Source organism: Pigmentiphaga sp. NML030171 (assembly GCF_002188635.1).
Classification (GTDB): Bacteria; Pseudomonadota; Gammaproteobacteria; order Burkholderiales; family Burkholderiaceae_B; genus Pigmentiphaga; species Pigmentiphaga daeguensis.
In genome coordinates, this window is sequence record NZ_NINX01000039.1 from 204,296 (window position 1) to 217,455 (window position 13,160).

Consider the following 13,160-nt stretch of genomic DNA (forward strand, 5'->3'; position numbering starts at 1 on the left):
GCATGATTCCCTGGTTTCCGGAACCGGGATGCCGCCGTCGATTCGACGTTGCAACGCACCCCTCCTTGGAAACCAGAACAATGTCCGATACGTTACTCAACAACTCGCGCCGCCAGGCGCTCAAGTTCCTGGCCGGCGCGCCCGCCATGCTGCCTCTCGGGACGGTCACCGCGTCCCTGCTGGCCGCCTGTGGCGGGGACGACGATCCCATCACGCCCACGCCCCAGCCGTCCGCGGATTTCGTGTCGGCCTCGTTCACCTCCACCCCCGCGCCGTCGCTGTCCAATCCGGCGGCGATGGCCACGACCACCGTGAACTCCACCCTGACGGTGAAGCTGAGCGACGGCAGTTCCCACGCCTACAAGCTGGCGTACCAGCCGTTCTTCATCACCGGCGACATGGTCTCGGATGGCAAGGGCGGCAAGATCCTGGCCGGCGGCTACGTCGACATCAACAACAAGCCGATCATCGACAAGTCGGTGGCAGGCAAGGAACGCCAGATCTTCTCGGACTCGCCGGACGGCACCTCGCTGCTCGCGCTGTCCAACGCCAACGTCCCGGGCATCAAGGGCAAGGCCGTGTTCGCCGTGGTGCAGTTCGAGTACACGACGCGCGACCAGAGCGGCGCCGATACCTACGGCACGCTGCCGTCGCCCATCGCCGTCCTGACCCTGGACCAGGACCAGGCCACCGGCAAGCTGAGCCTGGTCAAGTACCACAACGTCGACACCTCGGCGGCGCATGGCCTGTGGATCACTTGTGGCGCGAGCCTGTCGCCCTGGAACACCCACCTGTCTAGCGAGGAGTACGAACCGGATGCTCCTTTCGTTTCGACCAACGCCCAGTTCAAGGCCTTCAGCAAGAACCTGTACGGCGACGAGACCAAGGCCCGCCCCTACCACTATGGCCACATTCCCGAAGTCACGGTGAATCCGGACGGCACGGGTTCGATCAAGAAGCACTATTGCATGGGGCGGATCTCGCACGAGCTGATCCAGGTGATGCCCGACAACCGCACGGTGCTGATGGGCGACGACGCCACCAACAGCGGCCTGTTCGTGTTCGTGGCGGACAAGGAGAAGGACCTGTCGGCGGGCACGCTGTATGTCGCCAAGCTGGGGTCCGGTTTCTCGGTCGACCCGGCCGCGCCCGGCGCCAACCTGACCTGGATCAAGCTGGGCCACGCCACCAGCGCGGAGATCGAGCAGATGGCCAACACGCTCGATCCCGAGGACATCATGACGGTGCTCAAGTCCGATCCCTCGGACGCGACCTATACGAAGATCTTCTCGAACGGCGCGGCAAACTGGGTCAAGGTCAAGCCTGGCATGGAGAAGGCCGCCGCCTTCCTGGAGACGCACCGCTACGCCTATCTGATGGGCGGCAGCATGGGCTTCACCAAGATGGAGGGCACCACGGTCAACATCAAGGACAAGGTGGCCTACTCGGCCCTGCAGAACATCCAGGACTCCATGGTCAAGGGCAATGCCAAGGGCTGGAACGAGCAAAGCGGCATCGCGCTGGACAAGGCGCTGATCGCCGGCGGCGTGCTGGCCCATACCCTGGCCGGCGGCCAGAAAGACCAGACCGGCGCGGCCATCAACAGCGAATGGATGCCGGTGCACACCAGGATGCTGCTGGTGGGCGAGGATATCGCGGCCGACGCCTTGGGCAACAAGGCCAACCCGGAACTGGTGGCCAACCCGGACAACCTCAAGTTCTCGGAAAAACTGCGCACGCTGTTCATCGGCGAGGACAGCGGCTCGCACGTGAACAACTTCCTGTGGGCCTACAACGTCGACACCAAGTCGCTGTCGCGGCTGCTGTCGGTACCCGCGGGCGGCGAGTCGACCGGCCTGCACGCCGTGGACGAGATCAACGGCTGGACCTACATCATGAGCAACTTCCAGCACGCCGGTGACTGGAGCTCGCTGCACGACAAGGTCAAGGACACGCTGGATCCGCTGATCCGCTCCAACTACAAGGACCGCTTCGGCGCCGCGGTGGGGTACCTGACCGCCGATCCCACGAGCATCAAGCTCAAGGGTTGACGGCCGGGGAGCCCGGGCCGGCTTCGCCGCCGGCCTCGGGCTGCCGCACCAGCAGCACCGGCACCGGCGCCTCGCGCAGGATCTTCTCGGCGCTGCTGCCCAGCACCATGCGGGGCAGGCCGCGCCGGCCGTGGGTGCCGATCACGATCAGGTCCGCCGGCCATGTGCGCGCTTCCTGGATGACCAAGTCGTGCACGGGGCCGGCGAAATTGTCGTGCAGCACCGTATCCGCCGCGATGCCGGCGGCCTTCGCCTTGGCCTCGGCCTGCTGGATCAGTTCGGCGCCGTTGGCGCGCAGGACGTTGATCCAGTCGGAATAGGCGGCGTAGGCGCCCATGGAACCGGCCAGCGACAACTCGTCGATCACGTGCATCAGGCGCAACTGCCCCTTGGTCAGCGCGGCGATGCGCAGGGCCTCGTCCAGCCCGCGGTTGGAGGTGGGGCTGCCGTCGACGGGAACGAGTATGCGCTGGTACATGGGGATGCTCCTGGTTCGTGGTGACCGCTCGGGTCAGAAATAGAAGGAAACCTCGGCACGCCCCGAGGCCGGGACGCGGACCTGGCGGCTTTGCCGGGCCGATCCGTACTCCGCATCGATGCGGTAGTCGCCCGGCGCGAGCCGGGCCAACAGGTAGGGGCCCTGGGTGGTCACGGACAGGACGTCCTTGCCGCCGCTGTCGCGGATGGCCACGCGTACGTCGGCTACGTATTCACCGCTCTTGGCGGCCGCCAGCACGCGCAGGCTGTAGTCCTTCATGCCCCGGATGGCGGCCGACTCGTCCTGGCCCACGCCGCCCGTCACGTAGGCGATGCCGTTCTGTTCGCCCTTGTCCATCGCCTGGCCGGCCAACGGCCACGCGGCCGCCAGCGCCAGCGCCAGCGGCGCCGCCCATCGTAGGTTCTGCTTCATGATGCTGCTCCTTGCCGATCTCCGGGCCACGCGGGCCCATGTATCAATGGGAAAACAGGACCGGCACGGTCATCGACTCCAACAAGGTCCGAGTCGTGCCGCCCAGGACCGCCTCCCGCACGCGGCTGTGGCCGTAGGCGCCCATCACGATCAGGTCGCAGGCGTTGTCGGCGGCCGCGTTCAGGATGCAATTGCCGATTCCTATCCCCGCGCTTTCGCGCACCGTTTCCTGCGGGATGGGATATTGCCGTCCGGCGCAGTAGGCCAGGAAGTCGGCTCGCTTGGTCTGGGCCGCCTGCTCCGGTTCGGACGGCGGGTCGACCCGCAGCGCGAACAGTTCGGTGGCTTCTTCCAGGATGGGGCCGGCATCGGCCAGTGCGCGGGCCGACTCGCGGCGTTCGTCCCAGCAGAAAAGCACGCGGCGGCCGATGGCGTTGAATTCGCCCACCGATGGCCACATCAGGAGCGGACGGCCCGCGCCCAGCATCACGGTGGCCAGCAGGACCGGCATTTGTTGCGGCCCCGGGTCGGCATCGTCGGGCTGGCTCATGACCAGCAGATCGCAATAACGCGCCTGCTCGCACAGGACGTTCTCGGCAAGGCCATTGCCGGTGCGCCAGTGCGCCGTCACGCCGGTCTCGCCAGCGACTTCCTGCAACAGGGCCTCGGTGGCGGCGCGGTCGTCGTCCACGCGCTGGCGCAGCATGCGATTGACGTCGTCGGAAACGAAGAAACCTTCGTAGAGGTAGGGAAGGGGGCGGCCGAAGCTGGCGTGGATGCCGACCAGCGTGGCATCGTGCTCGGCGGCCAGTTGCGCCGCGGCGCGTACGCGCCGCCTGCAGCCCCGGTCCAGATCCAGATGAACTGCGATACGTCCCAGCATATGCGCCTCCAGCCGTGAGTGGATGACTCCATCCTAGCCGCGACGCGATGCGTGAACCTTGATCTGGCTCAAGTCCGCCGCACGCGTGGGCGACGGTGGCAACTCATAAATAGTCTGGTACGAAAAAAGCCAAAAGGAAAGGGCGCTGGCGGGAGAGTTGGTAACCAGAACTGAACGGGTGCTAGACCGCCGCCGCGCGCCGCGCCAGCAGGATGGCATTGGCCGCCGCCAGCGCCAGCGGGACGGTCACCAGGCCGATGAAGCCGTTCCAGCCGGCCAGGTCCAGCGCGTAGCCGCCGCCCAGCCCGATCAGGCTGGATCCGCAGTAGTACCCGAACAGATACAGGGAAGACGCCTGGGCACGGCCTTGCCGGGCTGCGCGCGCGACCCAGGAACTGCAGATCGAGTGCGCGCCGAAGAAGCCGAAGGTCAGCACGGCCATCCCGAGAACCAGCAGCCACAGGTTGTCCGACAGGGTCAGCAGCGCGCCGGCCAATTGCAGCAGGACGCCCGCCGCCATGACGCGGCCATGTCCCAGGCGCGCGGCCAGGTCGCCCATCCAGGCGGAACTGACGATGCCCGCCAGGTAGACCACCGACACCATGCCGACCACGGCGTGGCTGAGCGAGAACGGCGGGGCGAGCAGCCGGAAGCCGATGTAGTTGTACACGGCGACGAAACCGCCCATCAGCAGGAAGCCCTGGGCGAACAGCCGCAGCATGGCGGGATTGCGCAGATGGGACCGGAAGCTGCCCAGGGCGCCGGCCAGGTCCAGCGCGCGCGGCTTGAAATGCCGCGACGCGGGCAATGTCCTCCAGAACAGCACCGCCCCGGCGAAGCCGATCAGGCCGATGACCAGGGCCGCGACGCGCCAGCCGTGGCCGTCGGCGATCACGCCGGCCAGCAGGCGGCCGGACATCCCGCCGATGGCGGAGCCGCCGATGTACAGGCCCATGGCCAGGCCGGCGGCGCGGGGCTCCATTTCCTCGCCCACGTAGGCCATGGCGACGGCCGGCAGGCCGCTCAGGGTGATGCCCATCAAGGCGCGCAGCGTCAGCAGCGCCGGCCATTGCGGAAAGAGGGTCATCGCGGTGGTCAGGGTCGCCGAGCCCAGCAGCGAGGCGAACATCAGCGTGCGCCGGCCCAGCCGCTCGGACACCGCGCTGGCTGCCAGCATGGAGATGGCCAGCAGGGCGGTCGACAGCGACAGCGCCAGGCTGCTGGCGGCGGCCGACAGGCCGAAATCATGGGCGAACAGCGGCATCAGCGGCTGGACGAAATACAGCAGCGAAAAAGTCGAGAAGCCGGAAGCGAACAGCGCGACCACCGCGCGCCAGAAGGCCGGCGTGCCGCGTTCGATGTGGCCGGGCGGCTGGGCCGGCACGGCCGGTGAAACGGTGGTATCCGCGCGAGACAGAGGGGCGCCGGCGGGCGGAGCGGAAGACATGGCAGTCGAGCAAGTGACGTTCTAGGGGTTAACTCTAGGCCTTTTGTCTGATATCGTCCAATACTGAAATCATGCCCAGTAATATCCAATCCCTATGATAGATCTGCGCCGGGTAAGGTATTTCGTGGCGGTGGCCGAGGAACTGCATTTCGGCCGGGCAGCGGCCCGGCTGGGCATTTCCCAGCCGCCGCTGAGCCAGCAATTGCAGGCCCTGGAGCAGGACCTGGGAGCGCGGCTGCTCCACCGCAACAAGCGACAGGTTTCCCTGACCGAGGCAGGCCAGCTGTTCCTGCCCGAGGCCCGCGCGCTGCTGGCCCAGGCCGAACGCGCGGCATCCATCGCGGCGCGTGCCGCGCGGGGCGAACTGGGCACGCTGCGCGTGGGTTTCACCGAAAGCGCGGTCCTGACGGGGGCGCTGCCCAACCTGTTGTCGCGTTTCCGCGAACGCCATCCGGCCGTGGCGGTGCAATTGATCGAAGAGACCAGCCAGGAACAGATCCAGGCCCTGCTGGACGGACGCAGCGACGTGGGATTCATGCGCCTGCCCGCCAGCGGCGCCTTTCCCGCGGAACTCGACGCGCATCCGCTGTTGTCCGATCCGCTGGTCGCGGTCTTGCCGCGCCGGCACCGGCTGGCCGGCGCCAGCGAGGCGCTGGGCGTTGCCGAACTGGCCCAGGAACCCTTTGTCTTCTTCGCTCCCGGCGCGGGCACCGGCGTCTACAGCCAGGCACTGAACCTGTGCCGGGCGGCGGGCTACGCGCCCCGCATCGCCCAGGAGGCCCGGGAAGTGGTGACCATCGCGGGGCTGGTGGCGGCGCGGCTGGGCGTCTCCATCCTGCCGGCCTCGGTGCGCCGGCTGGACGTGGCCGGCGTGGTCATCCGGACGCTGCGCGAACCCGAGGCCGCTTCGAAGCTGTGGCTGGCCAGCCGGCGCGACGGCGCCTCGGCCACCGGGGCCGCTTTCCGGCGCCTGGCGGTGGGGCCGCAGCCCGCCTCCTTATAATCGTCCCACCGTACCGAATTCCGCTCCCGCCTCCCGCCGCATCGCCATGTCCCTGCCTTCCCCCCGTACTCCGTCCACGCAACCCCGGCCCTGGAAACGATGGCTGGGCTGGGCCTGCCTGGCCCTGGCACTGGGGCTGACGGGGGCCTTGACCGTGAGCTGGGTCATGCGCGAGAGCTCGCCGCAGTTCGGCGAACAACTGCGTACAGAAGGCCAGGCGCGGTCGCTGGAGCTGCCCGACGGTTCCCGCATCGACGCCGGTCCCGGCACCTCGCTGTCGGTGGCCTATTACTCGCGCCGGCGCCAGGTGATCCTGGCCCGCGGCGAGGCATCCTTCCACGTGCGCTGGCAGTACCGCGCCGCCTTCTCGGTGCAGTGGGGCGTGAACGAGGTGGTCATCGACGGCACCCGCATCGAAACGCCCGACATCCTGTTCCGGGTCGCGGCCGAGCCCGAGCGCCTGCGGGTCGAACTCGTGGAAGGCGCGCTCAAGGTGCGTACCGTGACGGCCGGCCCCCGCGAGTTCGTGGAGCTGCAGCCGGGCGACGCCCTGACCGTGGACATGGGCACGCGCACCCACCAGCTCACCCACGCGAGCCCGGCCCCCGCGCGCTAGGACGGTTCGTCCGGCCGCCGCGCCGGCAGGGGCGGGGCGATGTCCTCCAGCGACTTGCGTTCGGCGTCCACGCCGTGGCGCAGCGCGCCCAGGCCCGCGGCCGCCATCATGGCCGCCGCCACCGCATAGCCGAGGGCCACCGCCGCATGGCTGCCCGTGCCTATCAGTTCGCCGAACAGGGCCGGGCCGGCGAATCCTCCCAGCCCGGTTCCCACCGCGTAGAACACCGCGATCGCCACCGCCCGCATTTCCAGCGGAAAGATCTCGCTCACGGTCAGGTAGGCGGAGCTGGCCGCCGCCGAGGCGAGGAAGAATACGGCCGACCAGCACCAGGCCTGGCTGCGCGCGTCCAGCCAGCCTTGCGCGAAGGCCCAGCCGGTCAAGGCCAGGCCCAGGCCGGCCGAGACATAGGTGGCCGCGATCATGCGCCGCCGGCCGACGACGTCGAACAGCGGCCCCAGCAGCAGAGGGCCCAGCACGTTGGCCAGCGCGAACGGAAAGACGTAGAGGCCGACGCGGCCCTCCGCCACCCCGTGGAAGCGCGTCAGCACCAGCGAATACGTGAAGAAGATGGCGTTGTAGAAGAATGCCTGGGCCACCATGAGTCCGAGGGCCACGGCGCTGCGGCGGCGATAGTCGCGCACCAGGATGCGGGCGACCTGGAGCAGGGTGGGGGAGCGGCCCGCCACCGGCGAGGTGCCCGCGACCGGCGGCAGCGCGCCATGGCGGCGAATCGCCTCGTCCTCGATCGCGAGCACGATGCGCCGGGCCTCGTCCAGCCTGCCGTGCGCGGCCAGCCAGCGCGGGCTTTCCGGAACATGGCGCCGCACCAGCAGGATGGCGGCCGCCATGACGCCGCCGGCGAGGAAGGCCGCGCGCCATCCCCATACCGGCCCCAGCACGCGGACATCGAGCAGCAGCAGGCTCAGTCCCGCGCCCAGGGCCGCGCCCAGCCAGAAACTGCCGTTGATGGCCAGGTTCACCCGTCCGCGCACGCGGGCCGGGATCAGTTCGTCGATGGCGGAATTGATGGCGGCATATTCGCCCCCTATGCCCAGGCCCGTCACGAAGCGGCAGGCGGCGAAGAAGGCGAAGCCGGGCGCGAAGGCCGTCGCCAGGCTGCCGGCCATGTAGATCGCCAGGGTGATCAGGAACAGCCGCCGGCGGCCCAGGCGGTCGGTCATCCGGCCGAAGGCCAGCGCTCCCAGCACCGCGCCCGCGATGTACAGCGAGCCCGACCAGCCGACCTGCGCCGCGCTCAGGGCCAGCGTGTCGCCGCGTTCCAGGACGCCGCCCACGCTGCCGACCAGCGTGACCTCCAGGCCGTCCAGCACCCAGGCCACGCCCAGCGCGACGGCCACGCGGGTATGCCAGGGCGACCACGGTAGCCGGTCGAGGCGATTGGGCAGATCGGTCCGCGTCATGGCTCGTCCTGCCTGGCCACCTCCACCACGGAGATGCGGTTGTCGTCCAATTCCCTGACGGTATAGCGGTAGCCGGCATGGTCCAGCCAGGCTCCCACCGGAGGCAGTTCGGCGAACCGGTCCAGCAGGAAACCGGCCAGGCTGGTGTAGCCCGGGCCCGCCAGGCCGGACGGCAGGTCCAGCGCCTGTTCCACGTGCCGCAGGTCGGCGGAGCCGTCCATGCGCCATCGCCCCGGCCCCAGCGGCTGGATGGACGGTGTCTCGTCTTCGTCGGGGAAGTCGCCGGCGATGGCCTCCAGCAGGTCTACGGGAGTGACCAGGCCCAGTACGGTGCCGTATTCATCGGTCACCAGCACCAGTTGGCCGCGCGAATCGCGCAGCACGTCCATCAGGTCCAGGATGGGGATGGATTCGTGCACGTAGATGGGCGCGCGCAGGCGCGAAGCGTCGATGGCTCCGGTCTCGAGCAGGCTGGCCAGGAGATCCTTGGCGCGCGCGACGCCGGCCACGTCGTCGAAGTTGCGCCGGCAGACCGGCATGTAGCTGTGGGGGGTATCGAGGATGCGCGCGCGCTGTTCGTCCGCGCCGGCCGTCAGGTCCACCCACGAGATCTCCGAGCGCGGCGTCATGATGGACCGCACCGAGCGGTCGGCCAGCGTCAGTACGCCGCTGACCATGTGGCGCTCCTCCTCGGCGAAGGCGCCCTGCGCGGGGGAGGGGGCGCTTTCGTCGGTTCCCTGGGAGGCCCGCCGCCCGCCCAGCATGGTCAGGATCGCATCGGCGGTCCGTGCCCGCAGCGGGCGGCGGGCCGCGTGCCGGAGCGCGTTGCGGCGCGCGGTCTGGTTGAAGGCCTCGATCAGGATGGAGAAGCCGATGGCCGCGTACAGGTAGCCCTTGGGGATATGGAAGCCCAGCCCGTCGGCCACCAGGCTCAGGCCGATCATCAGCAGGAAGCTCAGGCAAAGCACCACGACCGTCGGATGGGCATTGACGAAGCGCGTGAGCGGCTTGGACGCCAGCAGCATGATGGCCATCGCCACGACGACCGCGATCATCATGATGGACAGCTCGTTGACCATGCCCACGGCCGTGATGACCGAGTCCAGCGAGAAGACGGCATCGAGCAGCACGATTTGCGCCACGACCAGCCAGAATCCGGCTTCGACCTTGCGGTTGCCCGCGTGGTCGCCGCTGCCTTCCAGCCTTTCGTGCAGTTCCAGCGTGGCCTTGAACAGCAGGAACAGGCCGCCCGCCAGCAGGATCAGATCGCGTCCCGCGAACGAGAAGCCGGCCACGCTGAACAGCGGCCGGGTCAGCGTGGCCAGCCACGATATGGCGGACAGCAGCGCCAGCCGCATCACCAGGGCCAGCGCCAGGCCGATGACCCGGGCCCGGTCGCGCTGGGCGGCCGGCAGCTTGTCGGCCAGGATGGCGATGAAGACCAGGTTGTCGATACCCAGCACGATCTCGAGCACGATCAGGGTCAGCAGGCCGGCCCAGGCAGTGGGGTCCATCAACCAATCCATGGCTTGCTCCGCGGGAAGGGAAGATTCGCGCAGTGTCGCATGGCGTCCGGGAATCCGGACACCGCACGGGTGGCGATTCCGTGTTTCCGCCAGTATCCGAAGGCCGGACGGGGCGTGGCCTGGAGCGGCCATGCATGAGCTGCAATGGTCCGCATATTGCTTGGTTGGCGCCTGCGGCGGACCGCGTCCGGGCCGCTTGCCATGGCAAGGAGAACAAAGGTGACAACCCACTCAGCGTCCTTACCGCAGTCCTCATCCCGTCCTTGCTGGATGCCGCCGCTGGGCCGCGGCCTCGTCTACAGCCTGGCGCTGGCCGGCATGATCGGCCTGGCCGCCTGCGGCAGCGACGACGATCCTCCGCCCGCGCCGCCGGAACCGCCCGCCAATACCTATCCGCATGCGAAGGAACCGATAGGGACGGTGCGGGAAATGTACGACGGCACGCTGACGCCCGATCTCGCGGTCAACACCTTCCGCAACATCGATCGTCTGTTTCCCACCCGCAGCATCGCTCCCGCCGCGACGCCGCGCCCGCTGCCCAAGGCGGCCAGGCAACTGCCCGCGATCAAGTTCACGGCCGGTGGCAAGAACTACGACATCTACGACTACCTGGCGCTGAATCGCGTCTCGGGCCTGCTGGTGCTCAAGAACGGCGAGATCGCCTACGAGACCTACCAGTACGGCAACACCGAGAAGACCCGCTGGATGTCCATGTCGGTCGCCAAGTCCATCACGTCGACGCTGATCGGCGTCGCCATCCAGGACGGCCTGATCGGCAGCGTGCACGACCAGGTGGTCAAGTACGTGCCCAAGCTGGCGGGTAGCGCCTACGACGGGGCCACGGTGCGCGACGTGCTGATGATGTCTTCGGGCGTGAAGTGGGACGAGACCTATACCAATCCCGCCTCGGACCGCCGCGCGTTGCTGGAGGCCCAGATCAGCCAGAAGCCGGGCTCGGCGCTGGAGCTGATGAGCAAGCTGCCGCGCGCGGCCGAACCCGGCTCCACCTTCAACTACAGCACCGGGGAAACGCAGATCGCCGGCGAATTGCTGCACGGTGCCATCAAGAAGCCGCTGGCCCACTACCTGTCGGAGAAGATCTGGTCGAAGTTCGGCATGGAGGCCGAGGCCAACTGGTGGCTGGACTCGCCGGACGGCATCGAGATCGGCGGCAGCGGCCTGAGCGCCACGCTTCGCGACTGGGGCCGCTTCGGGCTATTCTTCATGAACGATGGCGTGATCGACGGCAAATCCATCCTGCCCAACGGCTGGGTGGCCGATGCCGGCAGCGGCAAGACGCTCAGCGGCGGTGATCCCCTGCCGTACTACGGCTACATGTGGTGGGTGAACACCGACGGCCAGTCGGCGATCGACAAGGCGTTCTACGCCACCGGCATCTTCGGCCAGAACATCTACATCAACAAGAAGGAAAAGGTGGTGATCGTGACCTGGGGCGCGCAGTCCAAGCCCACGGGCGCCGGCGTCATCAACAACACGGCGTTCTTCGACGCCGTGGTGAAGGCGCTGCAATAAGGGCAGGGCGGCCGCCGGGGACGAGGAGGGCGGGGCGCCCCCGCTTTCCTTCGTCCCTCGGTTCATTCACAAGGAACATTCCCGCCATGCTCATCCGCCCTGCCGCCGAGACCGACTTCGATCAATGGCTGCCGCTGTGGCGCGGCTACCAGGCGTTCTACCGGGTCGACATCCCGCTGGAAACCACGCAATTGACCTGGACCCGCATGATGGACGAAAGCGAACCCATGCATTGCGCGGTCGCCGCATCCGACGGCCGCCTGGTCGGATTGGTGCACTACATCTTCCACCGCAGTTGCTGGACACGGGGCGACTACGTCTACCTGCAGGATCTGTACGCGCAGCCCGAATGCCGCGGGCAAGGCGTGGGCCGGGCGCTGATCGAACACGTCTACCGGGCCGCAGCCGACGCCAACGCGGCGCGCGTGTATTGGCTGACCCACGAGAGCAATGCGCAGGCGATGCGGCTGTATGACCAGGTGGCGGAGAAAAGCGGGTTCGTGCAGTACAGGAAGGCGCTGGGATAGGCGTGGGTCGAGACGATTGCGGCAGGGTCATGGATGCGCTTGGCGTGTCGCTGACCGCCGTTGCCAAGGAAAAGGGACATGTGCATGCGTAGGGAGCAACTGGACCCGGTCGGGTTGTCTTTCATATTACGTGACTTTACATAATATACATTATGCGCATAATCGGGATGTCGGAGCCACCGTTTCCCACGGCGCCACATCAGGCTCGTCGATACGCCGGCCCCCGTGCCTGCTTCGCGTCATGTCATGAAGAGATCGATCATCTGTTCCCGCATCCAGATACACGCCGGGCTGGTGTGCGAGCGTTCGTGCCAGAAGATCGCCACGTCGAAGGCCGGCATGGCTATGGGCAACTGCGCGACTTGCAGCCTGCCTTCCTTGGCCAGTTCCGTGGCGACCCGGCGCGGCACGATAGCGACCAGGTCGGTGCGCGTCAGCGTCATGGCCAGCGCCATGATGTTGGGAAAGTACGTGACGATGCGGGCGTGCTTCTTCAGGAGCACCTCCTCGATGATCTGGTGACCGCCTCCCAGGGATGTCACCACCGCGTGCGGTGCCTGCAACAGCAATTTCTGGGTCAGCGTGCCGCGGGACAACGGATGTCCGGCGCGCATCAGGACCACGTAGCGTTCCTCGAACAGATGCTGGGTTCTCAGGCGGCTGCCGCGCAGCCTGGGCAGGTGGCCGGCGGCGAAATGGATGCGTCCGTTCTCGAGTCCGACGCGTATGTCCTCCTGCGACAGGGTCTCGGTTTGCACCCGCACTCTAGGGGCCACCTGCTGCAAGCGCTCCAGCAGCATGGGCAGGATGTTGACCTGCCCCATGTCGGGAATGTGGAAACGGAAGGTTTGCTCGCTGACGCCAGGGTCGAAATTCTTGCGGTGATCCAGCGCCTGTTGCAGGCCGCTCAGGGCGTTGATCACGGTCTCGGCGATCTCCAGCGCGTACGGCGTAGGCTGCATGCCGCTCGTGCTGTTGACGAACAATGGATCGCCCAAGAGTTGGCGCAGCCTGGTCAGGGCATTGCTCATCGCGGGCTGCGTGATGCCGAAGCGGTCTGCGGCCAGCGTCACGCTGCGGGTCTCCAGCATGGCTTGGAAGACAGAGAACAGATTGAGGTCGGAACGGTATAGGTTCATGGCCTTATGCATTCATTTTGTGAATTCTTGGAATACAGCAAATAAACTTAAAAAATGACTACGGCAAGCCTACTATGAATTCCGACGCGGGCGCACGCCAG

At 67.5% G+C, this 13,160-nt stretch carries 12 protein-coding genes; 5 read left to right on the forward strand and 7 right to left on the reverse strand.

Annotated features, from left to right (window positions below; genetic code table 11):
- The first annotated feature begins 80 nt into the window (after window positions 1-80).
- The gene (locus tag CDO46_RS19645) at window positions 81-2,051 is read left to right on the forward strand and encodes a PhoX family phosphatase (RefSeq protein WP_087840156.1); all 1,971 of its coding nucleotides are present in this window, start codon (window positions 81-83) and stop codon (window positions 2,049-2,051) included.
- Here the strand turns inward: CDO46_RS19645 and CDO46_RS19650 are convergent.
- From CDO46_RS19650 to CDO46_RS19665, 4 genes are all read right to left on the reverse strand, one after another.
- A complete protein-coding gene (locus CDO46_RS19650) occupies window positions 2,041-2,529 on the reverse strand; it encodes a universal stress protein (protein ID WP_087840157.1) in 489 nt (162 codons plus the stop codon). The genes CDO46_RS19645 and CDO46_RS19650 overlap by 11 nt on opposite strands.
- Window positions 2,530-2,562: 33 nt before the next feature.
- Window positions 2,563-2,961 (reverse strand): carboxypeptidase-like regulatory domain-containing protein, encoded by a 399-nt coding sequence (locus CDO46_RS19655; protein WP_087840158.1) that lies wholly within the window; start codon window positions 2,959-2,961, stop codon window positions 2,563-2,565.
- A 43-nt stretch (window positions 2,962-3,004) separates the two neighbouring features.
- Window positions 3,005-3,844 carry a universal stress protein gene (locus CDO46_RS19660; RefSeq protein ID WP_087840159.1) on the reverse strand — a complete coding sequence of 280 codons (840 nt, stop codon included), beginning with the start codon at window positions 3,842-3,844 and terminating at the stop codon, window positions 3,005-3,007.
- A 181-nt stretch (window positions 3,845-4,025) separates the two neighbouring features.
- A complete protein-coding gene (locus tag CDO46_RS19665; protein WP_087840160.1) occupies window positions 4,026-5,291 on the reverse strand; it encodes an MFS transporter in 1,266 nt (421 codons plus the stop codon).
- 94 nt (window positions 5,292-5,385) lie between these two features.
- Between CDO46_RS19665 and CDO46_RS19670 the strand changes: the two genes are divergently transcribed.
- Both CDO46_RS19670 and CDO46_RS19675 read left to right on the forward strand, forming a co-directional pair.
- The gene (locus CDO46_RS19670; protein WP_243724347.1) at window positions 5,386-6,294 is read left to right on the forward strand and encodes a LysR family transcriptional regulator; all 909 of its coding nucleotides are present in this window, start codon (window positions 5,386-5,388) and stop codon (window positions 6,292-6,294) included.
- Between the two features lie 46 nt (window positions 6,295-6,340).
- The gene (locus CDO46_RS19675; protein ID WP_087840161.1) at window positions 6,341-6,910 is read left to right on the forward strand and encodes a FecR domain-containing protein; all 570 of its coding nucleotides are present in this window, start codon (window positions 6,341-6,343) and stop codon (window positions 6,908-6,910) included.
- Here CDO46_RS19675 and CDO46_RS19680 read toward each other — a convergent pair.
- A complete protein-coding gene (locus CDO46_RS19680) occupies window positions 6,907-8,334 on the reverse strand; it encodes an MFS transporter (RefSeq protein WP_087840162.1) in 1,428 nt (475 codons plus the stop codon). The two genes, CDO46_RS19675 and CDO46_RS19680, sit on opposite strands and share 4 nt — an antisense overlap.
- Entirely contained in the window at window positions 8,331-9,860 is a 1,530-nt protein-coding gene (locus CDO46_RS19685; protein ID WP_087840163.1) for a TerC family protein, read from the reverse strand. The genes CDO46_RS19680 and CDO46_RS19685 overlap by 4 nt, the downstream gene beginning before the upstream one ends.
- A 219-nt stretch (window positions 9,861-10,079) precedes the next feature.
- Between CDO46_RS19685 and CDO46_RS19690 the strand changes: the two genes are divergently transcribed.
- Window positions 10,080-11,393 (forward strand): serine hydrolase, encoded by a 1,314-nt coding sequence (locus tag CDO46_RS19690; protein ID WP_254914640.1) that lies wholly within the window; start codon window positions 10,080-10,082, stop codon window positions 11,391-11,393.
- Between the two features lie 86 nt (window positions 11,394-11,479).
- Window positions 11,480-11,920, forward strand: a complete 441-nt coding sequence (locus CDO46_RS19695; protein ID WP_087840164.1) for a GNAT family N-acetyltransferase — start codon at window positions 11,480-11,482, stop codon at window positions 11,918-11,920.
- A gap of 239 nt (window positions 11,921-12,159) precedes the next feature.
- Here the strand turns inward: CDO46_RS19695 and CDO46_RS19700 are convergent, their stop codons facing one another.
- On the reverse strand, window positions 12,160-13,059 hold the full coding sequence (locus tag CDO46_RS19700; RefSeq protein ID WP_165962992.1) for a LysR family transcriptional regulator: 900 nt from the start codon (window positions 13,057-13,059) through the stop codon (window positions 12,160-12,162).
- Window positions 13,060-13,160: the final 101 nt, after the last annotated feature.